Origin of the sequence: Serratia sp. JSRIV002 (genome assembly GCF_019968725.1) — a bacterium.
Taxonomy (GTDB): Bacteria; Pseudomonadota; Gammaproteobacteria; order Enterobacterales; family Enterobacteriaceae; genus Chania; species Chania fonticola_B.
This window is the reverse complement of record NZ_CP074143.1, coordinates 3,088,302-3,113,596: the sequence shown is the minus strand read 5'-3', so window position 1 is coordinate 3,113,596 and position 25,295 is coordinate 3,088,302. Positions and strand designations below refer to the sequence as shown.

The 25,295-nt window shown below is 54.9% G+C and carries 22 protein-coding genes; 5 read left to right on the top strand and 17 right to left on the bottom strand.

The features are described from left to right. The first annotated feature begins 363 nt into the window (after window positions 1-363). The gene (locus KGP26_RS14645) at window positions 364-1,182 is read left to right on the top strand and encodes an IclR family transcriptional regulator (RefSeq protein WP_021806485.1); all 819 of its coding nucleotides are present in this window, start codon (window positions 364-366) and stop codon (window positions 1,180-1,182) included. Window positions 1,183-1,337: 155 nt separating this feature from the next. Next, on the top strand, window positions 1,338-2,531 hold the full coding sequence (gene fabV / locus KGP26_RS14640; RefSeq protein WP_021177880.1) for an enoyl-ACP reductase FabV: 1,194 nt from the start codon (window positions 1,338-1,340) through the stop codon (window positions 2,529-2,531). Window positions 2,532-2,595: 64 nt separating this feature from the next. On the opposite strand, the gene uspE is transcribed toward fabV, so the two are convergent. From uspE to dalD, 5 genes are all read right to left on the bottom strand, one after another. Then, window positions 2,596-3,558 carry a universal stress protein UspE gene (gene uspE, locus KGP26_RS14635; protein ID WP_021806484.1) on the bottom strand — a complete coding sequence of 321 codons (963 nt, stop codon included), beginning with the start codon at window positions 3,556-3,558 and terminating at the stop codon, window positions 2,596-2,598. Window positions 3,559-3,685: 127 nt separating this feature from the next. Then, window positions 3,686-4,450 carry an FNR family transcription factor gene (locus KGP26_RS14630; protein WP_021177882.1) on the bottom strand — a complete coding sequence of 255 codons (765 nt, stop codon included), beginning with the start codon at window positions 4,448-4,450 and terminating at the stop codon, window positions 3,686-3,688. A gap of 409 nt (window positions 4,451-4,859) precedes the next feature. Beyond that, window positions 4,860-6,149, bottom strand: coding sequence for an MFS transporter (locus KGP26_RS14625; protein WP_186629223.1), 1,290 nt, complete (start codon window positions 6,147-6,149; stop codon window positions 4,860-4,862). A 57-nt stretch (window positions 6,150-6,206) separates the two neighbouring features. Continuing rightward, window positions 6,207-7,670 carry a xylulokinase gene (gene xylB, locus KGP26_RS14620; RefSeq protein WP_179247512.1) on the bottom strand — a complete coding sequence of 488 codons (1,464 nt, stop codon included), beginning with the start codon at window positions 7,668-7,670 and terminating at the stop codon, window positions 6,207-6,209. A 12-nt stretch (window positions 7,671-7,682) separates the two neighbouring features. Further along, window positions 7,683-9,068, bottom strand: a complete 1,386-nt coding sequence (gene dalD, locus KGP26_RS14615) for a D-arabinitol 4-dehydrogenase (protein ID WP_223664171.1) — start codon at window positions 9,066-9,068, stop codon at window positions 7,683-7,685. Between the two features lie 188 nt (window positions 9,069-9,256). Here dalD and KGP26_RS14610 point away from each other — a divergent pair, with 188 nt between their 5' ends. Then, window positions 9,257-10,204 (top strand): sugar-binding transcriptional regulator, encoded by a 948-nt coding sequence (locus KGP26_RS14610; protein ID WP_223664169.1) that lies wholly within the window; start codon window positions 9,257-9,259, stop codon window positions 10,202-10,204. Here the strand turns inward: KGP26_RS14610 and ogt are convergent. The 12 genes from ogt to KGP26_RS14550 form a co-directional block, all read right to left on the bottom strand. Then, window positions 10,201-10,725: a methylated-DNA--[protein]-cysteine S-methyltransferase gene (gene ogt, locus KGP26_RS14605; protein WP_223664168.1), complete on the bottom strand. Its 525-nt coding sequence runs from the start codon at window positions 10,723-10,725 to the stop codon at window positions 10,201-10,203. The genes KGP26_RS14610 and ogt overlap by 4 nt on opposite strands. Window positions 10,726-10,937: 212 nt before the next feature. Continuing rightward, on the bottom strand, window positions 10,938-11,249 hold the full coding sequence (locus KGP26_RS14600; RefSeq protein ID WP_059200888.1) for a hypothetical protein: 312 nt from the start codon (window positions 11,247-11,249) through the stop codon (window positions 10,938-10,940). 342 nt (window positions 11,250-11,591) lie between these two features. Beyond that, entirely contained in the window at window positions 11,592-12,446 is an 855-nt protein-coding gene (locus KGP26_RS14595) for a tagatose bisphosphate family class II aldolase (protein ID WP_094981284.1), read from the bottom strand. Between the two features lie 9 nt (window positions 12,447-12,455). After that, on the bottom strand, window positions 12,456-13,619 hold the full coding sequence (locus KGP26_RS14590) for an SIS domain-containing protein (protein ID WP_021806479.1): 1,164 nt from the start codon (window positions 13,617-13,619) through the stop codon (window positions 12,456-12,458). A 58-nt stretch (window positions 13,620-13,677) separates the two neighbouring features. Continuing rightward, entirely contained in the window at window positions 13,678-14,448 is a 771-nt protein-coding gene (agaR, locus tag KGP26_RS14585) for a transcriptional repressor AgaR (RefSeq protein ID WP_021806478.1), read from the bottom strand. A 333-nt stretch (window positions 14,449-14,781) separates the two neighbouring features. Continuing rightward, on the bottom strand, window positions 14,782-15,690 hold the full coding sequence (locus tag KGP26_RS14580; protein ID WP_223665658.1) for an ROK family protein: 909 nt from the start codon (window positions 15,688-15,690) through the stop codon (window positions 14,782-14,784). 19 nt (window positions 15,691-15,709) lie between these two features. Then, a complete protein-coding gene (locus KGP26_RS14575; protein ID WP_021806475.1) occupies window positions 15,710-16,981 on the bottom strand; it encodes a Gfo/Idh/MocA family protein in 1,272 nt (423 codons plus the stop codon). Between the two features lie 17 nt (window positions 16,982-16,998). Beyond that, window positions 16,999-18,135, bottom strand: a complete 1,137-nt coding sequence (locus tag KGP26_RS14570; protein ID WP_021806474.1) for an ABC transporter ATP-binding protein — start codon at window positions 18,133-18,135, stop codon at window positions 16,999-17,001. A gap of 24 nt (window positions 18,136-18,159) precedes the next feature. Further along, a complete protein-coding gene (locus KGP26_RS14565) occupies window positions 18,160-18,978 on the bottom strand; it encodes a carbohydrate ABC transporter permease (RefSeq protein ID WP_021806473.1) in 819 nt (272 codons plus the stop codon). A gap of 10 nt (window positions 18,979-18,988) precedes the next feature. Continuing rightward, window positions 18,989-19,930 carry a carbohydrate ABC transporter permease gene (locus KGP26_RS14560; protein ID WP_021177896.1) on the bottom strand — a complete coding sequence of 314 codons (942 nt, stop codon included), beginning with the start codon at window positions 19,928-19,930 and terminating at the stop codon, window positions 18,989-18,991. 78 nt (window positions 19,931-20,008) lie between these two features. Continuing rightward, window positions 20,009-21,262 carry a sugar ABC transporter substrate-binding protein gene (locus KGP26_RS14555; protein ID WP_209527195.1) on the bottom strand — a complete coding sequence of 418 codons (1,254 nt, stop codon included), beginning with the start codon at window positions 21,260-21,262 and terminating at the stop codon, window positions 20,009-20,011. 52 nt (window positions 21,263-21,314) lie between these two features. Then, the gene (locus KGP26_RS14550; protein ID WP_223664167.1) at window positions 21,315-21,572 is read right to left on the bottom strand and encodes a hypothetical protein; all 258 of its coding nucleotides are present in this window, start codon (window positions 21,570-21,572) and stop codon (window positions 21,315-21,317) included. 152 nt (window positions 21,573-21,724) lie between these two features. Here KGP26_RS14550 and KGP26_RS14545 point away from each other — a divergent pair, with 152 nt between their 5' ends. Together KGP26_RS14545 and KGP26_RS14540 are read left to right on the top strand one after the other, a co-directional pair. Further along, window positions 21,725-23,386, top strand: coding sequence for a DUF4091 domain-containing protein (locus KGP26_RS14545; protein ID WP_094981279.1), 1,662 nt, complete (start codon window positions 21,725-21,727; stop codon window positions 23,384-23,386). A 126-nt stretch (window positions 23,387-23,512) separates the two neighbouring features. Then, on the top strand, window positions 23,513-25,213 hold the full coding sequence (locus tag KGP26_RS14540; RefSeq protein WP_223664166.1) for a lysophospholipid acyltransferase family protein: 1,701 nt from the start codon (window positions 23,513-23,515) through the stop codon (window positions 25,211-25,213). Window positions 25,214-25,295: the final 82 nt, after the last annotated feature.

Sequence of the window (25,295 nt, the reverse complement as noted above, 5' to 3'; positions counted from 1 at the left end):
CCTGTGTCGGTTCGCGCCATCAGCGCGATGCCAATAAATGAAGTCCTGCTGTTTTAATCAACCTTAAATTTCAATATGCGAAATCAGATTTCAAAAATGATATGCCTAACGTCGAGCTAAAGCAAAGCCGGGACGGTTTTAATTCTCCTTAATAAACAATGGATTATTTTTAATTTTGTCAATTTGTGACGCACAACTCACTTATAAGGTTGCCGGAATGTTGCGGGTTTTAACCTCACTACTGAAAATGATACGGCGTTCCAACTTCACCTGATGCGGCCCTTGGAGTAACATTCTCCCCCAGTAGGTCCGCTTCTTACGCCGTGGCAACGGCTGGCGGCTCAACAATGGAGAGACTTCGCTATGAGCCTGAAAGCTGTTGACGAAAAAGATGACAAAAAAGACAAACCCCTGGGCAGCCAAAGCCTGTTTCGTGGTTTGCAGCTGATTGAAATATTGAGCAATTTCCCTAATGGTTGCCCGCTGGCGCACCTGTCCGAGCTGGCCGAGATGAACAAAAGCACCGTGCACCGCCTGTTACAAGGGCTGCATACCAGTGGCTATGTCACGCAGGCGCCTTCCCCAGGCAGTTACCGCCTGACCACCAAATTTATTTCTATTGGTCAAAAGGCGCTTTCCTCATTGAACATCATCCACGTGGCTGCGCCGCATTTGGAGCAGTTGAACCTGGAAGTGGGGGAAACGGTCAACTTCTCCAGCCGGGAAGACGATCATGTGATCCTGATCTACAAGTTGGAACCGACCACCGGCATGATGCGTACCCGTGCCTATATCGGCCAGCATATGCCGCTGTACTGTTCGGCGATGGGTAAAATTTTTATGGCCTATGGCAAGAGCGACTATCCGGATCACTATTGGCAAACCCATCAGCAGGAGATCCAGGTACTGACGCGTAATACCATTACCGAATTGCCGAAGATGTATGAGGAGTTGGCGGATATCCGCAAGCAGGGCGTGGCGATGGATCGCGAAGAAAACGAGCTGGGCGTGTCCTGTATTGCTGCCCCGGTGTTCGATATTCAGCAACGGGTGCCTTATTCCGTTTCGGTTTCGCTGCCTACGGCCAAGCTGCAACAGGTTGGCGTAGAGTCGTTGATGAAACCGCTGCTGGAGACCACGCGGCGCATCTCTCAGGAATTGGGGTTTGTGACGCAGGAGTGATTTTGCTAAACAAGGCAGATCCCTGACGGAATTTGTGCTTAATTTAACAAGATTTGCGCAACATTTGTGCAATCTAACACATCAGATCACAAAAAAGGGACACAATGAGTTATCTTATGTCCCGATTTCATCCCTTTAACGGATCCTAGACCCATATGATTATCAAACCTAAGGTTCGCGGCTTTATCTGCACCACCACTCATCCGGTCGGTTGTGAAGCCAATGTTCGTCGTCAGATTGCCTACACCAAGGCACAAGGCAAGATTGCCAATGGCCCTAAACGTGTGCTGGTGATCGGTGCATCTACCGGTTATGGTCTGGCTTCCCGTATTGCCACCGCCTTTGGCAGCGACGCTGCCACCATTGGCGTATTCTTCGAGAAAGCGGGCAGCGAAAGCAAAACCGCCACCGCTGGCTGGTACAACTCGGCCGCTTTCGATAAAGCCGCTAAAGAAGCTGGCCTGTACGCGAAAAGCGTTAATGGCGATGCCTTCTCCAACGAATGCCGTGCCAAGGTGATTGAGCTGATCAAAGCTGACCTGGGCCAAATTGATTTGGTGGTTTACTCACTGGCTTCGCCGGTGCGTAAAATGCCAGATACCGGCGAAGTAGTGCGTTCCGCACTGAAGCCAATCGGTGAGGTTTATACCACCACCGCTATCGACACCAACAAAGACCAAATCATCACCGCTACGGTTGAACCGGCGAGCGAAGAAGAGATCCAGAACACCATCACCGTGATGGGCGGTCAGGATTGGGAACTGTGGATGTCGGCGTTGGAAGAAGCGGGCGTGCTGGCCGAAGGTGCCAAGTCCGTTGCTTACTCGTATATCGGTACCGACCTGACCTGGCCAATCTACTGGCACGGTACGCTGGGCCGCGCCAAAGAAGATTTGGATCGCGCAGCTACCGCTATCCGTGGCGATCTGGCTGCCAAGGGCGGCACCGCTCACGTTGCCGTGCTGAAGTCCGTGGTCACTCAAGCTTCTTCGGCCATTCCGGTAATGCCGCTGTATATCTCCATGGCCTTCAAGATCATGAAAGAGAAGGGCATTCACGAAGGCTGCATGGAACAGGTTTCCCGTTTGATGCACACCCGTCTGTACGGCGAAGAGATGCCGCTGGACGATCATGCCCGTATCCGTATGGATGACTGGGAACTGCGTGATGATGTGCAGCAGGCCTGCCGCGATCTGTGGCCGTCAATCACTTCGGAAAACCTGAGTGAACTGACCGATTACACCGGCTACAAGCAGGAGTTCCTGCGCCTGTTCGGCTTTGGTCTGGAAGAAGTGGATTATGACGCGGACGTTAATCCTGACGTGCGTTTCGATGTGGTAGAGCTTTAATTTCCTACCCCAGAATGTCAAACAGGGCCCAATTGGGCCCTGTTTGTTTTATAAGGCACCGAAATCAATCCTCATCGTCGTGCTCGTCGTCTTCATCCATCACGATCGGGCAGTCGAAGTCATCCGGCTTGAGCACCAGCAGGTCACATTTCAGATGGTCGATCACCTGTTCCGCGGTATTGCCGATAAACGCAGCAGAAATACCGGTGCGGCCCAAGCTACCTAACACCACCACGCCCGCTTGCAAATGCTCGGCCAAATCCGGGATCACCTCCTCCGGCAGGCCTTTCTCCACGTGGGTGAACTCTTCGTTGATGTGGAATTTTTGCCTTAACGCCTTCATGGCGATCAGGTGCTGCCCGCGGATTGCATCGTTATAGATGCTGGGGTCAAAATCGGGCAGTTCGATGGCTATATTGATCGGAGTAACCGGGTAGGCACCCACCAGGTGTACTTCGGTTTGATCGACGTTTTGCGCCAGTTCGAGCGTTTCTTGCACCAGCCGGATATTGAGTGGGTCATGATAAGGCTCTTCGCTGGAGAGGTTGACCGCCACCAACGCTTTACCCCCTTCAGGCCAGGGTTGGTCTTTCACCATCCACACCGGGCAAGGGCATTTGCGCAGCAGATGCCAGTCCGTCGGGGTGAAAATCACGGATTCCAGCCTGTCGTGCTGATGGGCCATTTTCAACAGTAAATCGTGCTTGCCGCTCAGCACTTCCTGAATGATCGCCTCATAGGGACGATTGTGCCACACCACTTTGATTTCAATGGGGACACCGTCTTCAAGATAGAAGCGGCATTGCTCTTTAATCCACGCCGCCCGTTGGCTAATCACCCCTTGCCGCATCGCCGTTCTTTCGTCAGGGGAAAGCAGGGTGGTCATTTCGTAAGAGAAATCATAGATAGGAAGAAAGGCCTTAATCCGCCCGCCGTTCCGCTTGATCAGGTAAACTGCCCGGCGCAGCGCCGGTTGATCGTCCTGATTGGGGTCAATAGCCACCAGTAGATTCTGATACTTCGCCATAGGGCCTCCTTACAGCTGTAGATCAACAGTCTGTTCACATACAGAGTAACCCAACATTGAAAAACAGAACAGCGGCAGAGGGGGGGCTGGGCCAACAATTTCAGCGAATTATTGGCCCAGTAGGGGATCAGGCGCTTACGGAGACGTTGATGCGTGCGGCACCCGCCAGTTGTGACAAGGCGTCTGCGTTTTCGATGGTGATGTATTTGCCTTTCACGCTGAGGATTTCGCTTTTCTGGAAACGCCCCAACAGGCGGCTGATGGTTTCCACCGTCAGGCCCAGATAGTTGCCGATATCGCCACGGGTCATGGTCAAACGGAACTCACGCGGTGAGAAGCCACGTTCGGCAAAGCGGTGCGACAGGTTATAGACGAAAGCGGCCAGGCGCTCTTCGGCGTTCTTCTTTGACAGCAGCAGGATCATATCCTGGTCGCCTTTGATCTCACCGCTCATCAAACGCATGATTTGCTGGCGCAGATTAGGCATTTTGCCCGAGAGATCGTCCAGCGTTTCAAACGGGATTTCACAGACCATGGAGGTTTCCAGCGCCTGAGCGAAGCTTGGGTGCTTCAGGCCACCGATGGCGTCAAAGCCCACCAGATCGCCCGCCAGGTGGAAGCCGGTAATTTGTTCGTCACCCTGTTCGGTGATGGTGTAGCTTTTGATGGTCCCGGAGCGGATGGCGTACAGTGATTTCAGTTCGTCACCGGCTTTAAACAGCGTTTGGCCTTTCTGGATCGGCTTTTTCCTCTCGATGATGTTGTCGAGTTGGTCCAGCTCATGCGTATTCAGCGTAAAAGGAATACACAATTGGCTGATGCTACAGTCTTGGCAATGGATCGCACAACCACCAGACTGGATACGACGAATCACGCGTTTTTCCGGGATCATAGATTAAGCTCACGCAATAATTGATATGAGTCAATTTTAACATCTTTTGCGGCAGGTGATAAGTACAGCAAGAACAACAATGGCGACATTTTGTGTGATTTTTAAACAGGACTATTGCTCATCATTCCGTAGCATACTGATGTTTAGTGATTTATTGACTTCGGGAAAGGCTGGCTGATATTGACTAAAACCATATGAAAAACGAATAAATCTCGCATTATCATCGGCTTTCTGCGATTAGTCTTATCGATTGTAGGGGCATAGGTGGGCAGATAGCTTTCATCCGTGATGGTAACGTAGGTTAACGAGTAAATATTTCTACACAAATCCGTGCGGTGAATGAGCCCGCCAGTGATGACCGTACTGTGCAGGAGCGAACGGGCGCAGCATGCTGCGCCCAGCTTTAAAGTCAGGCGCTATTTTTAGCCAAAGCATCATTAGCCGGAACATAGCGCGGGACGTTGTTATGTCCTGGCTGGTCGACTTTGACGATCAGCGTCAACACCGCTGCCACCAGATACAAACCGGTATACACCCACACTACGCCTTCGATATCAAAGAAGGGCAGCACTATAGAAGCGATGGCCGGGGCCGCGAAGTTGCTCAGGCCAGCGGAAAGGTTATAGATCGATATAGCTGCACCTTTGTGGTTGGGTTCCAGTACCGGGAACACTGCGGTCATAGGGACGAAGGCCGCAACGGTGATCCCAAGCATGACTGCGGGCACCAGCGCGATCCAGAAGTTATGGCCAAAATGCACCGGCAGGTAGTAAAACGCCAGGCTGGAGATGGCGCAACCGATGCAGCCAAACCAGCGCACCTGGCGCAGCCAACCGATTTTCTCCCCCAGAATGCCCCACATAATGTTGGTGAAGATGGTGACAAAGAAGAACACCGCCCAAATTTGCAGCCACTCGGACATGCTAAAGCCCAGCCGGCCTACGTACAGCATCGGCATAATCACCGCAAAGCCAAACAACGACAGCGTGTTGATGATGCGGATCAGGCAGGAGAGGAAGATATTGCGGTTGGTGAACAGGATAGTCACCGCGCGGGAAAGCTCTTTGAGTTTCTCCTGCGGTGAAAGGTCGGCCTTGGGGCTGGCTTCACCCACGTTGCGCAGCAGGAACATCGCCATCAAGCCACCGGCAGCCACCCAGACAATGGCAAACCACAGAGTGCCGGTTTCGCCCATCAACGGAATGGTAAAGCTGGGCAGATAGCTGCCGACACAGCCGATGCCGATCGAGTACATTGCCCAGAACCAGCCCATCGCGGAAGAGAGCTGCTGTTTAGGGACGTTCTGTACCACCAACATCACAAACGAATAGATAAACAGCGGATAGGCCAGGCCACGAATGCCGTAAAACAGCAACATCAACGGGTAGTTACGCATCCCCAGGCCAAACAGCATAAACAGCACGTGCATTACCAGCCACAGGATAAAGCCGATGCGCATGGCTTTTTGTGGCGTGATGATTTCGGCCACCACGCCGGAGCTCCAGGCCGCCAGCGCCGCTGCCAGACCATACACGGTAAACACCAGCGCCGACTGTGCCGGTGTGAACCCCATATCGGTGATGTGTTTAGACAGAAAGGCCATCTCAAAGCCGTCGCCGCTCATGAAAATGGCAATGGCGATGTAGCCCCAGAACAGGTTCATCGGCAGGCCGAACCAGTGTTTATGTGTTTGTGGCATAACAAACTCCAGGATAGGTGTAAGGGTACAGTCTTATTATTTTTTACCGCGCCGGGATCATGCCCGGCGCAGGGCCATTTGTTGTTGATAGAGCTGACGGTAGGTGGCCAGACGTTCCGCGAGCAGAGGTTGGCGTTCGCCGTCCGGCAGGAAGCGCCGATCGATGGCGGGTTTGTGGCAAACCTGCTCCACCGTTCCACCTGCTGCCAGCCATCCCAACCGCGCCGCGCCCAAAGCGCCGCCGGCTTCACCGCCAAGATGGGTGACCACCGGCAGATCGAGCACGTCGGCCATCAGTTGCGCCCAATGTTCGCTGCGAGCGCCACCGCCAATCAGTGAACATTGTTCCAGCCGAGTTCCGGCTTGCGAAAGAACGTCCAGGCCGTCCGCCATACCGAATGCCACGCCTTCCAGCACCGCATAGCCCATTGATGCACGCTGATGGCTGTGTGTCAGACCGTGGAACGCGCCGGTCGCCAGCGGATCGTTGTGTGGCGTCCGTTCACCGGACAGGTAGGGTAAAAATACCGGGGCCAGGCGCTGTTCCGCCAGGTTCATCTGGGCGATTTCGGCCAACAGCGTGGGTTCATTGCTGCCCACCAGTTGGCAGAACCAGCGCAGGGCACTGGCGGCGGTAAGCATCACGCTCATCTGATGCCAGCGCTCAGGCAAGGCATGGCAAAACGCATGGACGGCGGATTGTGGATTGGGGCGGAAGCGATCGTTCACGGCGAACAGCACGCCGGAGGTCCCCAGCGAGATAAATGCATCGCCTGGATTAACCGCGCCAATGCCCACCGCGCTGGCTGCGTTATCTCCACCGCCACCGGCAATGATAATATTGTCAGCAAGGCCCCAGGAGCGCGCAATATCGCCTTTCAACTGGCCGGAGACTTCGCTGCCTTCTACCAGACGCGGCATCTGATCGCGGTTGAGGCCACAGGCAGCGAGCAAGGAATCTGACCAATCCCGCTTGCCCACGTCGAGCCACAGCGTGCCAGCCGCGTCCGACATATCCGAAACCTTGTCGCCACTCATCATCCAGCGCAGGAAGTCCTTGGGCAGCAGCACGGTGGATATTTGCGAGAAGATTTCCGGTTCATGCCTGGCAACCCATAACAGCTTGGGCGCGGTGAATCCCGGCATCGCCAGGTTACCGGCAATGTCATGCAACTCCGGTGCGTTCTGCGTCAACTGCTTGCATTGTTCGGCGCTGCGAGTGTCATTCCATAAAATCGCCGGGCGCAAAACCTGATTATCACGGTTGAGCAGCACCGCTCCGTGCATCTGACCGGAAAGCCCCAGCGAGCGGATCTGCGGCCACTGTTGCGGAATTTTGGCGCGCAAACGGCTCACTACCGCCTGCGTTGCTCGCCACCAATCGGCCGGGTCCTGCTCTGCCCAGTGGGGATGCGGACGTTGTACTTCCAGCGGCTCACCGGCGCTGGCGATCAGGGTGCCGTTGTCATCAATCACCACGGCTTTGATTTCTGAGGTGCCTAAATCGAGTCCTAGATACATGGTTCGCTCCCTTTATTGCGCCAGCCAGTGATTAACCCGATCGATGGATTGGCGCAGCAGTTGGCTAAAGGCACGGCTGTGGGCCAAGGTGCTGAACAATTTCTCATCTGAGGCAAATAGCGCTACCGGATCGGCCGCTGCGAACATCTGGTGGACAGCGGCGGCGTCCAGAATACCGTCCTGATATTCATAAGGCAGTTGGCCTTGGTGCCAGCGCTGCATAAAGACAAAGAACAGGGCAGGCAGCATGGCCGTGGCTTTCGGCTCCTGGCCGCGCTGATAACACTCTTGCAGCGTTGGGGTAATGAAACCGGGGATTTTGGAAAAACCGTCGGCGGCGACGCGCTGGTTGGTATCGCGAATATAGGGGTTGCTAAAGCGTTCCAGAACCACGTCACGGTAGGCGGCCAAGTCGAGCGGGCTCGGCGTCAGGGAAGGGATCACGTCCTGGGTCACATAATCATAAGCCAACTGGTGGATGGCCGGGGTGCCGGTGCTTTCATGAATAAAGCTTTGGCCAATCAGCGTACCAGCCCAGGCAATGCAGCTATGGCTGGCGTTGAGGATGCGGATCTTGGCTTCTTCATAGGGCAGCACGGATTCAACCATTTCGACGCCGACGTTCTCCAACGCTGGCCGCCCGTTGATGAAATCATCTTCGATCACCCATTGGATAAAGGCTTCCCCCATTACAGGCGCACGATCCTGGAAGCCGGTGGCTTCGGCAACGCGCTCGGCAACCTCCGGCGCTGGCCGTGGTGTGATGCGGTCAACCATGGTGTTGGGGCAGCGGGTGTGGCTATCGATCCAGGCGATCAGCTCTGGTTCTTTACGCAGTTGCAGGAACTGCATCAGGCCGTGACGGAAGCGTTCACCGTTATGGCGCAGGTTATCGCAGTTCAATAACGTGACAGGGTCACCATTAAGCTGCTTTCTGCGTGCCAAGAGCTGTGCCATGGTGCCGTAAATAGTGCGGCAGGCGCCCAGCAGATCGGCCTGAATATCGGCGTTAGCGCGATCCAGATTAAACTGGTTATCCAGATAATAGCCACCTTCGGTAACGGTGAAGGAAATGACTCGGGTTTCTGGTTTGGCCCCTTGCGCTGTCAACGCAGCCAGTTCGTTATCCCAGGGAATGACCTTGCTGATGGAGGTAATGGTTTCGTACTGGCGAACGCCCTGTGGGGTGACGGTTTCCAGCACGTATTGGCCTTGTTGCTCAGCCAGCGTATCCAGTAACGGCGTGGCGTCATCGCGAATGTTGGCAAGCGCAATCGACCAGCGGCTATCGCCCGCTGCAATCAGGCGATGTAGATACCAGGCCTGATGAGCACGATGGAAAGATCCGGCGCCAATATGCAGCCAAATGGCCTGGGAAGAGTTCACTGGTTTGCTCATAACGTTCTCCACTAAAGGTTATTTTAGGGCATCCGCCCTTGTATTGGGCATTTGCTCCATTGATGGCGATAGATTAAATAAACTTTTGCCCTTTAAATGGGCTTTAGCTCACAAATGTGCAAATCGGCCTCTGCGGGCAGGTGGAATGCCGGTAAAATGACGCCATCAGGGGTAGCGGGTGAAACAACATGGTCAAACACGATAAGAAGCTGGATCAGGCGGCGCGCGCCGCCTGGATGTATTACGTGGCCGGACAGACTCAGAATGAAATTGCCGAGGCGTTGGGCGTATCGCGCCAGGTTGCGCAGCGGCTGGTGGCATTGGCGATCGACAGCGGTCTGATCAGCGTCAACATTTCCCACCCGGTAGGGCGCTGCATGGAATTATCGGCCCGTCTTAGCGCACGCTATGGCTTAACGCTGTGCCAGGTGGTGCCAAGTCAGGGAATGGAGAGTGCCGGGATAAACCGCGCAGTGGCGGTAGCCGGGGCTGAAGTGATGGCGCAGTTTTTGCGTAGTGAACAGCCATTGAACATTGGGGTGGGTTCAGGCCGCAGCCTGAAGGCGGCGATCGATGAGCTGCCGGAATTGGAGCGGCCACAGCATAGCTGCGTTTCGCTGATCGGGGCGATCGCGGCTGATGGCTCCTGTACCCGCTATGACGTACCGCTGTGGATGGCAGAGAAAACCCAGGGCCGCTACTTTATCCTGCCCGCACCGCTGTTTGCGGATAGCGAACAGGATCGCGCCCTGTGGTGCAACCACCGCATTTATCGCACGGTGAACGACAAGGCCAGCCAGGCCGATGTGACCTTTATTGGCATTGGCACCATCGAATACCACTGCCCACTGCACAAGGATGGGTTTATCACCGCAGAAGATGTCGATCGTCTTTGTGAGTCTAACGCAGTGGCAGAAATGCTCGGCCATTTTATCGATCCGCAGGGCCAGCGGGTGGCTAGCGAACTCGATCGGCGGCTAACCAGCGTTAATCTGCACCAACGGCCGGAAAAACCGGTGATTGCTCTGGCAGGTGGTACGGAAAAACATCAGGCCATTCGTGCGGCCTTACTAGGCCGCTGGATCAACGGCCTGGTGACGGATGAGGAAAGCGCGTTGGCGCTGCTGGCCGATTAAATCAGATCCTGGGGCAGGAAACCTTCATGTTTCAGCAGCCATTGTTTGCGCTGGACCCCTCCGGCGTAACCGGTCAGCGCTCCCTGAGAGCCGATCACTCGGTGGCAGGGCACTACGATACTGATTGGGTTAGTGCCGTTAGCCATGCCAACTGCGCGTGATGCGGTTGGCCTGCCAATGCGCTTGGCCAACTCCCCGTAGGTGATGATCTCCCCACAGGGAATTTTCCGGAGTTGCTGCCAAACGGTGCGTTGGAACTCGGTGCCCGCAGTCATCACCGGCACAGTGTCGATGGCTGCCAACTCGCCAGCAAAATAGCGCTGCATCACTTCCGTCAGGCCGCCGGGGTTGGCTTGCTCCTGTATCACGAAGGGAGAGGCTCGATAATGGCTGTTGAGCAGCTTCATCAGGCGTGCCTCGTGATCGGTCCAGTCCAGCGCGCGCATCCGTCCTTGCTCATCGCCGATCAACACCAGTTCACCGACCGGCGTCGGCATACGATCAATAAAAAAGGTCAGCATGTTGTTCACTCCTTGCGTTTGATAGGGCGATTATTACATGAAAGAGCCGGATGTGATGGCGGATTTCGGACATGCTGATGGGGCGGGGGCTATAGGGAAAAACAGGGTACACCCAAGTAGGTATACCCCGAGAGGTGAAACGCCAAAATGTTAGTAAAACCACAAAGTCATTTTCGATGACTAATTGTATGACATAATTCCGTCGATTAGGATTAATTGTAAATTAACGTAATTCGTTGTAGAGAAGGGTCATTAAACACCGATTCACGAATGGGTTTGCCCATTAATTCCGAACCCATATTATCCAATGGCATTTGGATAAATTCATTGGTGTTGAAGGCGGTTTCACGATAGCAACTGGATATGTATTGACCATCATTGCGCGAAATCTCGCAGGTTGGGGCGCTGATTTTGCCGGAAAACTGGATGCTCCCTGAGATGGCGTTGTGGCTAACCTCTTGTTTTGAATGAGCTGAAAGGGGTAATGCTGCCAGCATGGCCAAAGCCGTAATAATAGATTTCATAAGCTATTCCTATTAGCATAAAGTAAAACCATCCATTAACAAAAAAGTCGATTATTGTCTAAAAAACAAACTTCCATTGTCTGGTGATTTAATTTCCAACGTGACTATAATGTATTGAGTAAATAATAATAACAGCAATCGTTCGTTAATTGAATTTAATAGTAGGGATGGCCAGGCAGTAAAACCATGATTTAGATCATAGTGGGGGGAATTTAGGGGCGATGTGAGGATTATTACTTTTTGATGCTGCTTATAATAACGGGTGTGACTTTAAATAGCGATATTAATGTTAAGGCCGCATATTCATCGTTATTCTGCGGCCCTTAATCTAACGCTTTGGAGTTACAGCATCCCTGCGCTGCCACAGATACGGATCTTTTCTGCTACCACTTCTTTCATCGCCAATTTACCCGGAACGATGTATTTGCGCGGATCGTTGGCTTCGGGATGTTGCGAGAAATAGCTCTTCACCGCATCGGCAAAGGCGATTTTGAGTTCGGTTGCCACGTTGACCTTACACACCCCCAGCGAGATGGCTCGCTTGACCATCGCTTCCGGGATACCGGAGGCACCGTGCAGCACCAACGGGATATCCAGCTGTTCGCGGATCAGCGCCAGACGGTCAAAATCCAGCTTGGGCTCCCCGTGGTACAGCCCATGAGCCGAACCGATGGCGACGGCGAGGGAGTCGATCCCGGTAGCCGCGACAAACTCGCGGGCGGCTTTTGGGTCGGTATAAAAACCGTCTGCGGCATCGACAATCAGATCGTCCTCCTGGCCACCCAGGCGGCCTAGTTCCGCCTCTACGCTAGCCCCATAGCGATGGCATAACGCGACGGCCTGCGCAACCAGCGCGATGTTCTGCTCAAAAGGCAGGTGCGAGCCATCGATCATCACCGAGCGGATCCCGGCTCTGACCTTGGTGGCGATATCTTCGAGTTCTTCGTGATGGTCTAGATGCAACGCCAGCGGCAGGTCATGGCGCTGGGCTGCCGAGCGGCAAATTCCCACCAGATAGTCGGTACCCGCATAGCTAAAGGTGCCCGGGGTCCCGGCCATGATCACCGGGGATTGCAGTTCAGCGGCGGTTTCTGCCACTACCTGCACCGTTTCAAGATTGTGTACGTTGAACGCTGGCACGGCATAGCCCAGCCTTTGCGCTTTCAACAGCATTTCACGGTTGGATATCAGGTACATAACGGCTCCTCACAGCTCGGTAGCAGAGTAGGGATAAATGGTCACGCCTTTTACCACGCGGTTGACTTCCCCGGTTGGGCAGGGGTTATCCGGCGTCAGGCCGCGCGCCAGCGAGGTTTCAAACGCCAGCATTTGGGCAAACAGCAGATAGGGGAACAACAGCCAGATATCGTCGTCGGCATGATGCAAATCGGACTGGCCCGTTTTCTCCGTTGGCGAGTTACCCAGGCCAACCATTTGCCTGGCCAAACCGTCACGCTGGAGTTCGTCCCACAGATCCTGCTCATAACGCTCGGTATAGCGGTTGCTGGAGAGCATCAGCAGTACCAACGTCTGTGGATCGACCATAAATTTAGGGCCGTGACGCAGGCCTAGCGGCGAGTCATAGCGGGTGACGATCTGCCCGGCGGTCAGTTCCAACATTTTCAGCGAGGCTTCCTCCGCCAGGCCGGTGAAACAGCTACTGCCGAGCACGATGTAACGGCTAAAGCCGCTGCTGGCCAGGGTTTTTACTTGGGATTGCAGCGATTCACGCAGTTCTCTACAGCGCTCGATCATCTGTGCCAGTGGTTGCTTGGCGGCGTCCAGGGAATAGGGGCCTAACAGCAGCGCGGTGCTCAGCATCATGCAGCTGAAGCTGGAGGTCATGGCAAAGCTCTGGTCGTTTGAACCCTGTGGCATCACCAGGGCACAGACGTTTTTACGGCCGTGGGCATAGTTGGCCAACTGGCTATCCGGGTTGCACACCAGCATCAGGTGATAGCACTGGGGGAGCAGTTGATCTGCCAGCGCTACCGAGGCGACGCTTTCCGGGCTATTGCCGGAACGGGCGAAAGAGACCAGCAGCGTCGGGCGTGATGGGTCGAGAAACTGCTGCGGATTGGCGACGATATCGGTGGTGCCATAGGCCGCAACATCCCGGCCGGTTTTTTCCCTCAGCCATGGGGCCAAGGCCCGTCCGGCAAAGGCTGAACTGCCAGCACCGCACAGCACAATCTGCAGGCGCGGGTTTTGCAGCAGAGGCGTCAGGAAAGCGGAGCATTGCTCCTGTTGGGCGACCAACTGCTGGTGCAAGGCCGCCCAAAGGTCCGGTTGCTGCCAAATCTCACGGGCGGTATGCAGCGCATGATGTTGCTCCAGCCAGTCCGCATCGTAAGAAAAATAACCTGTCATGATGGTAACTCCTTAAAAAAAATCGGTTTATACCTGATAAATGCCTGTTGATGCCTATTTAGTGGTCGGCGATAATCACCTGGATCCCCAGGTTTTGCAGCGCATGCAGGTAATTGGCTGGAATGCGGCTGTCGGTCACCAATCGGTGGATCTGGCCGATCTCGCGGATCATGCAGAAGCTGCTGCGGCCAAACTTACTGGCGTCAACCACCGCAATCACTTCGCGGGCCACTTCGCACATGGCGCGGTTAAGCTGGGCCTCACCAGGATCTGGCGTGGTGATACCGCCCACCAAATCAAAGCCGTCAACGCCGAGGAAAAATTTATCAAAGCGATATTGGCGGATGTGCTGCTCGGCAGCGGGGCCATACAGCGACCAGGACTTGCGCCGCACGCTGCCGCCGACCACCATCAAATCCACCTGTTCGTTACTGGCCAATTCGAAGGCGATATTCAAGGCGTTGGTCATCACCACCAGGTCTTTCTTGCCGGCCAACTGGGTGGCCATCTGGCTAGTGGTGGAACCCGAGTCGAGAATGATCGCGTCACCGTCGTTCACCAATGCGGTGGCGGCACAGGCAATGGCGAATTTCACATCGCGGTTGATGCGCCCCTTGTCCTGGAGCGGGCGATCGAAGGCGAACTGTTTATTGAGCATCGCGCCGCCGTAGGCCCGTACCGCACAGCCACTTTTTTCCAGATGGCGCAGATCGCTGCGAATGGTGACGGTAGAGACGGCAAATTGGCTGCTCAACTGTTCCACGCGCACCGTGCCTTCACGACACAACTGGTCGATAATTAATTCTCGCCGTTTAACGGTATTGATCATGAATAGCTGACTCCTGATTTACCCGTAGCAAACCCTGGCCGTGGCATAGGGGCCACAGCAATCGTTACAGGCGTATTTTCAGTCTTTCGTTGCAAATTACAGCAAACGAAACCGCGCAACGCAATCGAAAAATTTAAATATAATCTTATATTTCAACCGGTTATTATTGCCGCATCTTTCGGTTGGTCATCAATCGAAAGCCGCATGGAAATAAACTGAAAACCGGTAATGCCTTATTTATTCGGCTAATATCCCTTTTGCCGCGCCAATTAATTCCGCCGTGGATGAAAGCTACCCACGATGAATAATGCGGGTGAGCTTTCCTTATATTTTTTATTGCCAGCTTTGGCGCAACAGTGCCGCACCGCGTACGCCACTGCCGTCGCCATACACCGGGGGATAAACCATCGCCGGTTCTGTCCCTGGCAGTAGCCAGCGGCACATGGCGGCGGGCAACTGTGCATAGAGTTCACTTACGTTAGAAAGCCCGCCCCCTAACACGAAAGCGTCCACATCCAGCAACAGTTGCAGGCTGGCCAACGCGCTGGCCAGGATATCGATGTAGATCCCCATCAGGTGTTGCGCTAACGGATCGCCCTGACGGTAACTGGTGATCAGGGCCGGGACGTTGGCGGCGCTATGGCCAAAGTGTTGGCTCAGGGCCAGCAGACCTCTGCCGGAGACATAACGCTCAAAGCAGCCGGTCAGGCCGCAGTTGCAGACAAACAGCGGCAGATCGTAACGCTGAGCCAACTGGGCCGAGATGGGTGTATGCCCCCATTCCCCAGCCAGCCCATTGCGGCCCTTGTGGAGCCGTTTGTTCATCACCAGCCCACCGCCAGCGCCGGTACCGATGATGGCACCAAACACCACTTCCAACCGTTCGGTCTGGGGCGTGCTGGCCTCCGAAAGTGCAAAACAGCGGCAATCGTTTTCAATCTCTACCGGTCGCGACAGCTCTTGAGTGAGATCGTCCGCCAGGCAGTGGCCCGTCAGGCAGGGCACGTTTACCGCCAACTGCTTGCGGCTGCGTGGGTCGGTGATCCCCGGCAAGCCAATGCCGATGCTGCCTTGGGTGTGCAGGCTGCGATCGGCCTGGCTGACCAGTTGCGCGATACAGGCGAGAAACTCGCGATAGTCGCCGGTGGGTGTACTGACACGCTGGCACAGCACCTGATTCAACTGGGCATCATAGGCGGCCATTTCGATTTTTGTGCCGCCAATATCAAAACCGTAACGCATAGCATGAGTAGCCACGGCTTTACTCCTCACCCAAGGTGATGACGGCGTTTTCCCGGCGGGCGCGTTCGGCGGCAAAGACCATCAGGTGGCTCTGCAACGTTTCCTGCGGGCCAGACAGCACCTGCGAAGGATCGTTGGCGCGCACGGCAGCGATAAAGTGCTGCATCAGATAATAATCGCCGCCGCCGTGGCCAGACATGGTGTGCAGGTCTTCGGCCTCGTCCACGTCATACAGCGTTTCGCGGTCGTCAAGGAAGGAGGTGATGCGGATGTAGCGGCCATCGCCCTCCAGGCATCCCTGGCTGCCAAAAATGCGCGTTTTGCGATCTTCCATTTTGGTAAAGGCGGTCATGGTAAAGGCGGCGGTGCGGCCACCGCTAAACTGCATATTCACCACCTGATGATCCACCACGTTGTTATCACAGCGGTAGACACAGCGACCATAAGGGCCGTTGCGCAGCGCGGCGACCAGATGTTCCTGATCGACTTCTGGCGTCAGCACCCGCAGGAAGCCCGGCGTTGCCTTGTGGTTTTCGCCAAGGTAGATGCGTTTGGCGGAATAGGGGCATTCGGCCTCAACGCCGCAGTCCAGGCAGTTATCCGCTGCGCCCTGAGGCTGGTTTTCCTGGCGGAAGTGGCGTAATCCACCGAATGAGCTGACCTGCTCGCAAGGCGTATCCATCACGTAACGGATCCAGTCAATATCGTGACAGGATTTTTGCAGCAGCATAAAGGCTGCCTGCTGGTCGTTGCGCCAGTTGCCACGCACGAAAGAGTGAGCCTGATGCCAATAGCCCACCGGCTCCAGATGTTGCAGGCTAACGATGTCGCCAATGACCTTATCGCGCAGCAGTTGCTTGAGTTTCTGGGTATAGCGGGTATAGCGCAGCACGTGCCCGACGGAGAAGATGATCCCCTGGCGCTCCACTTCTTCAACGATGGTGCGGCACTCACTGGCATCAGGTGACAGCGGTTTCTCCAGCAGCATGTGATAACCCTGTTTGGCGAAGGCCAGGGCCGGTGCCAGATGCAGGGTATCTTGGGTGCAAATCATCACCGCATCGGCCAGTTTGCCTGCCGCCACGGCCTGCTGCCAGTCGGTAAAGACGTTTTCGGGCGAGATGCCGTGCTGGGCTACAAACTGCTGGCGATAGGTATCGCGCGGTTCAGCGACCGCCACCACCTGCATCAGTTCTGGGTGAGCCAATGCATAGCGAGAGTAAATCTCCCCACGAGCACCGGCACCAATCACCAACACGCGTACCGGACGGCCAGTAAAGTCATTAGACATTGCAAAGTACTCCCAAATTATCCCAGTGACTGGGTAGCGTTATTATTCAGGTTGTCACCGCTGGCCTGATCGAACAGGTGGGCGCGGGCCAAATCAAACGTCAAATGGATCTGTTCGCCGATGCTCGGTTCCCAGTCTGGCTGAGACGCAATCCGCAGCACGAAGCGTAATCCGGCCAGTTCACAGTGCAGCAACTCTTCGTTGCCCATGCGTTCAATGGTGGCGATACGGGCCGGGAAACAGTTTTGGGTACCGGCAGCGCACAGGCGCAGCGCTTCAGGGCGAATACCCAGGCAAACTCGCTGGTGCGGATAGTCTTCCAACTGTTTTTCCAGCGCGGGCGGCAGGGTCAGCAGATAGCGATCGTCGATACGCAGCTGTGTTCCCTGAGCATTACGCAGCAAGTCCAGATCGTGCAGGTTCATCGACGGGCTGCCGATAAACTCGGCGACAAAGCGGTTGGCGGGGTGGTGATACAGGTTGATCGGCTTGTCTACCTGCATGATGGTGCCCCGATTCATCACGCAGATGCGGTCGCCCATGGTCATCGCCTCGACCTGATCGTGCGTCACATACACCATGGTGGCGGCGGCGCCTTCCTGTTTCAGTCGGTTGTGCAGTTCGATGAGCTGCACGCGCATGGAAACGCGCAGTTTGGCATCCAGGTTGGAGAGCGGCTCGTCGAACAGAAACACCTTGGGTTTACGTACGATGGCACGCCCAACCGCCACGCGCTGGCACTGGCCACCGGAGAGCTGGCCGGGTTTGCGATGCAGCAGGTTGGTGATTTCCAGCTTCTCGGCAGCATCCTGCACCCGCCGGTCGATTTCAGCCTTGCTCTCTTTTCCAATCAGCCCAAAGGCCATGTTCTTGTAGACGGTCATATGCGGATAGAGCGCATAGTTCTGAAACACCATGGCGATGCCGCGATCTTTGGGCATGGTGTCGTTAACGCAGCGGTCGTGGATCATGATTTGGCCTTCGCTGACGCTTTCCAGCCCGGCGATCATGCGCAGCAGGGTGGATTTGGCACAGCCGGACGGGCCGACAAACACCATAAACTCACCGTCCTTGATATCCAGATCCACGCCATGCAACGCCCGGAAACCGTTGGGATAGACCTTTTTCACACTGTTTAATTGAATACCGGCCATGTCTGTTTACCTTATTGTTCGCGGTTAGCCTTTAACGCCAGCGCTGGCGATGCCCTGGATGAAATAACGTTGGAAAAGAATGAACAGCATCAGCATCGGGATCACCGCCATCAAGGCACCGGCCATCAGCAGCGGGTATTCCACTCCGGCACGGCTGGACAGCGAAGCCAACCCCACCGGCAGCGTCAATTTTTCGGTGGTGGTGTTGACGATCAATGGCCACATCAGGTTATTCCAGCTCCACAAGCCGTTAATGATGATGCAGGCGATGATGCCGGGGCGGATCAGCGGCAGCATGATGCGCCAGAAGATGGCGAAGTAGCTGTAGCCGTCGATCAGCGCCGCTTCCTCCATCTCCTTAGGGACTGCCAGGAAGAACTGCCGCAGCAGGAAGGTGGCGTAAATGCTGAAGATCCCCGGCAGCACCAGGCCGGTAATGCTGTTGACCAGCCCCATTTTCTGCACTACCAGGAACTGCGGGATTAGAAATGCCTGGCCCGGCACCATCAGGATCGAGATGCACACCAGAAACACCGCGTCACGGCCACGAAAGTGCAGGCGGGAGAAGCCATACGCGGCCATGGTGGCGATCACCATTTGCAGCGTCACGGTGGAGAAGGTGGCCAGCAGCGAGTTGATATAAAAATCCGCGAAAGGGATCTCGCGCATGATCTTGCCGTAGGCCTGCAAGCTCGGATTTTCCGGCAGCAGGGTCAGCGGGATCTGAATGCTTTCGGCCTGGGTTTTCAGCGAAGTCACCAGCATCCAGATAAAGGGTACCACCGAGGCCAGCGCCGCCAGCGTCATAAACAGATAGACCAGGGCTCGTTTGCTTATCGTCATCAATGGCTCCTCAGCTCACTCTCAGGCGTTTGCCGATCGCCATCTGCACCAGTGTGATCACCAGCGTCACGGCGAACAGCACCACGGTAATGGCAGAGGCGTAACCTTTCTCTTGCAGATAGAAGGCGTATTTGTAGAACAGGTTGGTGATGGTCATCACGTCACCTTCCACCAGGGCGCGGTCGAACATCAGGAACACCACGTCGAAGATTTGCAGGATCTCGATAAAGCTCATCACCGATACAAAGAACAGCGTCGGCACCATCATCGGCAGCGTGATAAAGAAGAAACGGCGCAGGGTGCTGATACCGTCGATATCGGCGGCTTCATACAGCTGACGGGGGATGCTTTGCAAACCGGCCAGCAGGATGATGATTTTCAGCGCCAGCGACGACCAGATAATGATGATGGACACGCTGATGCGTACCACGTCCGGATCGGAGAGCCAGGCGACCGGCGTAATATGCAACAGGTTTAGCCCCTGGTTAATCAGGCCAAAATCCTTGTTGAACAACCACTGCCACACCATTGCCACTGCGGCAGGCATGGTCACCGCCGGTAGAAACAGCAGGGTGCGCAACAACGCTTTGCCACGAATATTCTGGTTGAGCCCAATCGCCAGCAGCAACGACAGCAGCAGGATCACCGGCACGCACACCACCACATAAAACAGGGTGTTGAAGGCGGCGGTATAGAAGTCATCGTCCTCAAACAGGTTGATGTAGTTGTCAAAGCTGATGGTCGTCCAGCTCATAAACTGGTTGAGGTCGGTAAAGCTGTAAAAAATGTTCTGTAAAAACGGGATGAAGTAAAATACCGTCAGGCCGATCACCAGCGGCAGGATCATCACCCAGCCCCAGAAGCGTTCGGCCCGCTCCAGGCGGCTTAATGCGGCACGAGGTTTGCTCTTTGCCTGTTTTATGTTGGCCGTAGCCGTTTCTGCCAGCGACATGTCGCCATTCCTCACCTTTGACTGCTCAGTGTTTCCGCTGCGACCTACCCTCGGGTAGGTAGGTCGCAGCGGGGGGAATTACTGCTCCATGATGCGTTCGATCTTCTTGATCGATTTATCCATTTCCGTACGGGCATCCGCGCCCATAAAGATTTTCTTCAGGCTGCCGATCCACATGTTTTGCCACTTCGGCGTGTTGGTGCCTGCGGTTGGATAGGCCTCGGTCACTTCCAGCGTTTGGATGTACGGGCTGACGTCAACCTTTTTGACTTCCTCCACCCAGGCTTTAGCCGCGACCTTGTTGGCCGGGATCACCACTTTCGCCAAAGTGGCCTGCGAGGCTTCGCTGCTCATAAACTCGATGTACTTCCAGGCTTCTGGCTTGTGGTTACTCTTGGCGGACATGGCATAGGCCAGGCTGTGAGCCACGCCAGACTGGCGCTCGATCTTCGGCATCATCACCACGCCGATATGGTCGTTGATCAGCGGATTGTTGGCGAACGGTGCGGCCAGCCAGGAACCGGCATACACCATGGCGGCGCGGTTGGACTGGAAAATGTTCTCGGTCTTCACTTCGCTCATCTGCTGGGCGGTCGGCATCAGGCCGTCTTTCATCATCCCTTGTAGCTGCTGGTAGACCCAGATGGCGTTGTCGTTGGCGATATCGGTCGGTTGGCCATCTTTTGGCACGATATGATTGCCTTTCTGGAACAGCAGGTTCATATAGCTGTCCTGGCCGTCGATGCTGAGATCCATCACCAGCGGGAAGGCGCTGCCCTTCAGGCCGGTTTGCAATTCGGCGGCCTTCTTCTTCATGTCATCCCAGGTCCAGTCGCTGGTGGGATAGCTGACGCCAGCCTGATCGAACAGTTTTTTGTTGTACCACACGGCGATGGAGTCGACGTCGCGCGGGATGGCCATCTGCTGGCCGTCGTATTGATAAGCCTTAACGGAGCTGGCAACGATATTATCCAGATTGACCGTGCCGTCTTTTAAATAATCGCCCAGCGGTTGCATAATGCCGTTTTTGGCATATTGCACAAAATAGGGCATGTTAATCCAGAATATATCCGGTGCGACACCGCCGGCAGCGGCGGAGTCTAATTTAACAAAGTATTGTGCGGCGGGCGTTAATTCTATTTCCACTTTGACATTCGGGTTTGCCTTCTCAAATCGCTTGGCAATTTCCTGTTCGGCAGGTAATTGGTTTCGATCCCAAACCGCATAACGCAATGTTATCTGGTCGGCGGCATATAACATGGTCGGCAACAATAAAGCGGCTGCAACAGCGGAATGCAACAGAAAACGTCCGGCGTTTTTTCTAGGTGACATTGCTTTACCCTCGGTGTTGGCGAATACATTTTTTGGTGAACGTGATTTCTTTCTATCCCTTAACTTTCAATGTGTCAATGCAGCCCTTTTGCCCAAAAATGGGGCGCGTATCTTTCATTGTTGTTAACAACGAAAGGTCAAAGCCACCAACCGAAAGGCTTTTTTGTTGATGAATTGTTAATGTCGAACGGCGAAAATCCGTTGTCGGGCGGCAGTTATGGCTTGCTGGGGTCATAGGATTAACTGATAACCCTTGCACCATAATGGGGATTAAAAACGTTTTTATTGTGCAGGCCGCGGCATCTTTCATTTTTGTGATGCAAATAAACAAAAAAATTAATTTTTTGCCGGGCGAGAGGGCATTCGCTAGCTTTTTTCGTTGGCCTATATTGCCTGTGGTGAAAAAACGCGCTAGCCTGAAATTAATTCAATCCCACCGTAAAATAATACAGGGCAGCTATTATGCGTCTCACGCTACTATTTACCCATTGCCTGGAGAAGGTATTTCATCGTCAAGCCGCACCGCAGGTAGAACAGCAAAACCAATTCAGCTGCCTGAATAATGAAACCCTCTCATGGCAAGGCGTGTATTGTCTGTACCGCGAGGATAATGAAACCCGCCGGGAATTACGTTATCAACTTGAGGGGCAATTGGCCGATGATATCAGCGTGCGCCATGTGCAGTCGGTGCCCAGCCATTTTCCCTGTTATGCCGAGGCCGATGAGAACTATCTGACGACCGAGCCTGGCCTATTTCCCGACCCGCTGATGCCCATCCAGGATCGGCGTTTTTTTGCCGCCTGCCGTTATTACGCTAGCCTGTGGCTGACCTTTACGCCGCCAGCACAGGGTATTGCCGGTGGCGACTATCCGCTAACGCTGCGGCTGTTTGATCAAGAGACGGGGGAAGAGTTGGCCGCAGCCAGTATGATGCTGCATGTGGTGCCTGCCGCGTTGCCAAAGCAGAGGCTGCTGCATACCGAATGGTTACATACCGACTGTTTGGCGGACTATTATCAGATTGCAGTGTTCAGCCCGCAATACTGGCAGGCGGTGCGTAACTTGGTCCGCAACGCGGTGGCAAATGGCGTGAATATGCTGCTAACGCCGATCTTTACGCCGCCGCTGGATACCGCCATCGGCGGCGAACGCACCACCGTGCAGCTGGTTGGGGTGAAACGCACCGTTGCAGGTTACCAATTTGATTTTGAACGATTGGCGCAGTGGGTAGCGCTGGCGCAGGAGGAGGGGATCGAACACTTCGAAATTGCCCACCTGTTTACCCAATGGGGCGCAGCGCATGCGCCAAAAATTATGGTTGAGGTCGCGGGGGAAATGCAGCCGCTGTTTGGTTGGCATACCGATGCCCACGGCAGCGAATATCAGCAGTTTCTGCAGGCATTGATGCCAGCGTTAACCGGCTGGTTCCGGGCACGGGCTCTGCAACGGCAGGTGTGGTTCCACATCTCGGATGAACCTAAACTGGAAAATATCGCCGCCTACCAACGTGCCAGCGATTCGCTGCAGCCGTTGCTAGAGGGGTTCCGTACCTTCGATGCACTCTCCGACTTTGACTTCTATCAGCGTGGGTTGGTAGAAACTCCGGTAGTCGCCACCGATCATATCGAGCCATTCCTCGAGCATCAAATCCCGCAGCTGTGGGCCTATTACTGCTGCGTGCAAAGAACCGAGGTAGCCAACCGCTTCTTTGCCCAGCCTTCGGCCCGCAACCGCATTCTGGGTATCCAGCTTTACCTCTATAACATCAGCGGTTTCCTCCACTGGGGCTACAACTTCTATAACAGCAGCCATTCCCGGGAGAAACTGAATCCCTATGCGGTTACCGACAGCGGCAACGCCTTCCCCTCTGGCGATCCTTTTGTGGTTTACCCTGGGCCGAATTTCATGCCGATAGAGTCGCTGCGTTTGCGGGTATTCCATCAGGGGTTGCAGGATCTGCGGGCCTTGCAGTTGTTGGAGAGCCTGACCGATCGCGCCACGGTGGAGCAGTTGATCGATCAAGAGCTGGGGATGCGCATCACCTTCAAACGTTACCCTCATCAAGCCTCTGTGCTACTGCGGCTGCGGGAACAGGTCAACGCCCGTATAGAGGCCGCTCTGTAAACCAGAGAATAGAGGGGCGAGCATTCTCGCCCCTGACGCCTGATTTCATCTTTCCGTCATCAAACGGTCATGTTCAGGTCATGACGCTGGCTTAAGTTTGCAGCGACTAGGCCAGGAGATGACCCGATGTTTACTTTGGATAGCCTGCTGCAAGATGTCTTCCCACAGCATTCTCCCCCTGCCTGGCAGCGTAGCCTGCTAAGAACCTTACTGCGTGAAAAAGAATTCAGTCAGTTTGCCGCCGACTATCCTCACCTGAAAGGGTTGGATCTGATCGAGCAGGTGGTGGACTACTTTAATTTGAGCTGCGAACTGGTGGATGGGGATCTGGAAAACATCCCCAGCCAAGGCCCGGTGGTGTTGGTTGCCAACCATCCCATTGGTTCGCTGGATGGCTTGGTGCTGTTGCGGACGGTGGCGGCGGTACGGCCAGACGTCAAGGTAGTGGCCAACCAGTTGCTGAGCTGTATCGAACCTTTACGTCATCTGTTTGTACCGGTTGATAACCTGGGCAACCGGACCAACCGCCAGCAAATCTCAGCCATGCAGGCCCAATTGGATAATCAGGGCGTGCTGATCTTGTTTCCAGCGGGGGAAGTGTCCCGTATGAGTCCCAAAGGAATACGCGATGGTCACTGGCATACCGGATTTCTGCGGCTGGCCGCCAAGGCGCGGGCGCCGATCGTACCGATCCATATCAGCGCCAGAAACAGCGGCCTGTTCTATTTGACCTCGCTGATTTATCGCCCGTTATCCACCTTGTTATTGGTGCGAGAGATGTTCAAACAGCAGGGCGGACGGATCAAAATCCGCATCGGCGGGCGCATTCCGTTTGCCCATTGGCATGATGGCCATACTCAAGCACGCGATCTCGCCGAGCGTTTCCGTCGCCATGTCTATCGGTTGGGTCAAGGAAAGCCAGGGCTGTTTACCAGCGAATCGGCCATCGCCTTGGCGGAAGATCGCCTCGAGCTGAAAAAAGCGTTGGCGGCCTGCGAGCGACTGGGTGTTACGCCGGATGGCAAAACCATTTTCCTTTATCGCCGTCAGGGGGAGGCCAGAACACCGATCCTGCGGGAGCTTGGCCGCCTGCGTGAGATCGCTTTCCGTGCCGTGGGGGAAGGCTCGGGGCGGCGGCGCGATTTGGACAGCTATGACGACGACTATTATCACCTGGTGCTATGGGATGAGGAGGAACTGGAGATTGTCGGTGCCTACCGCTTTATCCCCACGGCACCGCAGTTGGCCAGCAAAGGACTGGAAGGCATCTACAGCAACAGCCTGTTCCATTACGATCGCGATATGACACCGATCCTTGAACAGGGGATTGAGTTGGGCCGCAGCTTTATTCAACCCGCCTATTGGGGGAAGCGCGGTCTGGATTACCTGTGGCTCGGTATTGGTGCCTATCTCGCCAAATATCCCCAGTATCGCTATCTGTTCGGCCCGGTATCCATTTCAGGAGGCATGCCGGTTGCCGCCCGCGATTTGTTAATTGCCTTCTATCGCCTCTATTTCGCTCCAGACCATGCCATGGCCCAGTCACGGCAGCCTTATCCGGCCTCTTTACCACAGATATTGGCCCAGTTTGCCGGTGATGATTATCAGCAAGACTTGCTGCTGCTGAAAAGCCTGTTGAGCAACCTCGGCTGTTCGATCCCGACTTTATACAAGCAATACACCGAGCTGTGTGAGCCCGGTGGCGTGCAGTTTATCGACTTCGGTACCGATCCGGCGTTTAACCACTGTATCGATGGTTTAGTGTTGGTCGATCTGACGCGGCTGAAGCCTGCCCGCTATCAGCGCTATATTGCCGCTCATCTTTAGATCGGCTAACAACGTGAGGGAGGGCGCGCCCATTCATAAAATCAATGGGTCATGACACCGGCTCCGCTTTGACCGAAAGTGC

Bases quoted from the DNA above. Each gene is read 5' to 3' on its own strand.
- KGP26_RS14645 (WP_021806485.1), top strand. From the start codon at position 364: ATGAGCCTGAAAGCTGTTGACGAAAAAGATGACAAAAAAGACAAACCC.
- fabV (WP_021177880.1), top strand. From the start codon at position 1,338: ATGATTATCAAACCTAAGGTTCGCGGCTTTATCTGCACCACCACTCAT.
- uspE (WP_021806484.1), bottom strand. From the start codon at position 3,558: ATGGCGAAGTATCAGAATCTACTGGTGGCTATTGACCCCAATCAGGAC.
- KGP26_RS14630 (WP_021177882.1), bottom strand. From the start codon at position 4,450: ATGATCCCGGAAAAACGCGTGATTCGTCGTATCCAGTCTGGTGGTTGT.
- KGP26_RS14625 (WP_186629223.1), bottom strand. From the start codon at position 6,149: ATGCCACAAACACATAAACACTGGTTCGGCCTGCCGATGAACCTGTTC.
- xylB (WP_179247512.1), bottom strand. From the start codon at position 7,670: ATGTATCTAGGACTCGATTTAGGCACCTCAGAAATCAAAGCCGTGGTG.
- dalD (WP_223664171.1), bottom strand. From the start codon at position 9,068: ATGAGCAAACCAGTGAACTCTTCCCAGGCCATTTGGCTGCATATTGGC.
- KGP26_RS14610 (WP_223664169.1), top strand. From the start codon at position 9,257: ATGGTCAAACACGATAAGAAGCTGGATCAGGCGGCGCGCGCCGCCTGG.
- ogt (WP_223664168.1), bottom strand. From the start codon at position 10,725: ATGCTGACCTTTTTTATTGATCGTATGCCGACGCCGGTCGGTGAACTG.
- KGP26_RS14600 (WP_059200888.1), bottom strand. From the start codon at position 11,249: ATGAAATCTATTATTACGGCTTTGGCCATGCTGGCAGCATTACCCCTT.
- KGP26_RS14595 (WP_094981284.1), bottom strand. From the start codon at position 12,446: ATGTACCTGATATCCAACCGTGAAATGCTGTTGAAAGCGCAAAGGCTG.
- KGP26_RS14590 (WP_021806479.1), bottom strand. From the start codon at position 13,619: ATGACAGGTTATTTTTCTTACGATGCGGACTGGCTGGAGCAACATCAT.
- agaR (WP_021806478.1), bottom strand. From the start codon at position 14,448: ATGATCAATACCGTTAAACGGCGAGAATTAATTATCGACCAGTTGTGT.
- KGP26_RS14580 (WP_223665658.1), bottom strand. From the start codon at position 15,690: ATGCGTTACGGTTTTGATATTGGCGGCACAAAAATCGAAATGGCCGCC.
- KGP26_RS14575 (WP_021806475.1), bottom strand. From the start codon at position 16,981: ATGTCTAATGACTTTACTGGCCGTCCGGTACGCGTGTTGGTGATTGGT.
- KGP26_RS14570 (WP_021806474.1), bottom strand. From the start codon at position 18,135: ATGGCCGGTATTCAATTAAACAGTGTGAAAAAGGTCTATCCCAACGGT.
- KGP26_RS14565 (WP_021806473.1), bottom strand. From the start codon at position 18,978: ATGACGATAAGCAAACGAGCCCTGGTCTATCTGTTTATGACGCTGGCG.
- KGP26_RS14560 (WP_021177896.1), bottom strand. From the start codon at position 19,930: ATGTCGCTGGCAGAAACGGCTACGGCCAACATAAAACAGGCAAAGAGC.
- KGP26_RS14555 (WP_209527195.1), bottom strand. From the start codon at position 21,262: ATGTCACCTAGAAAAAACGCCGGACGTTTTCTGTTGCATTCCGCTGTT.
- KGP26_RS14550 (WP_223664167.1), bottom strand. From the start codon at position 21,572: ATGAAAGATGCCGCGGCCTGCACAATAAAAACGTTTTTAATCCCCATT.
- KGP26_RS14545 (WP_094981279.1), top strand. From the start codon at position 21,725: ATGCGTCTCACGCTACTATTTACCCATTGCCTGGAGAAGGTATTTCAT.
- KGP26_RS14540 (WP_223664166.1), top strand. From the start codon at position 23,513: ATGTTTACTTTGGATAGCCTGCTGCAAGATGTCTTCCCACAGCATTCT.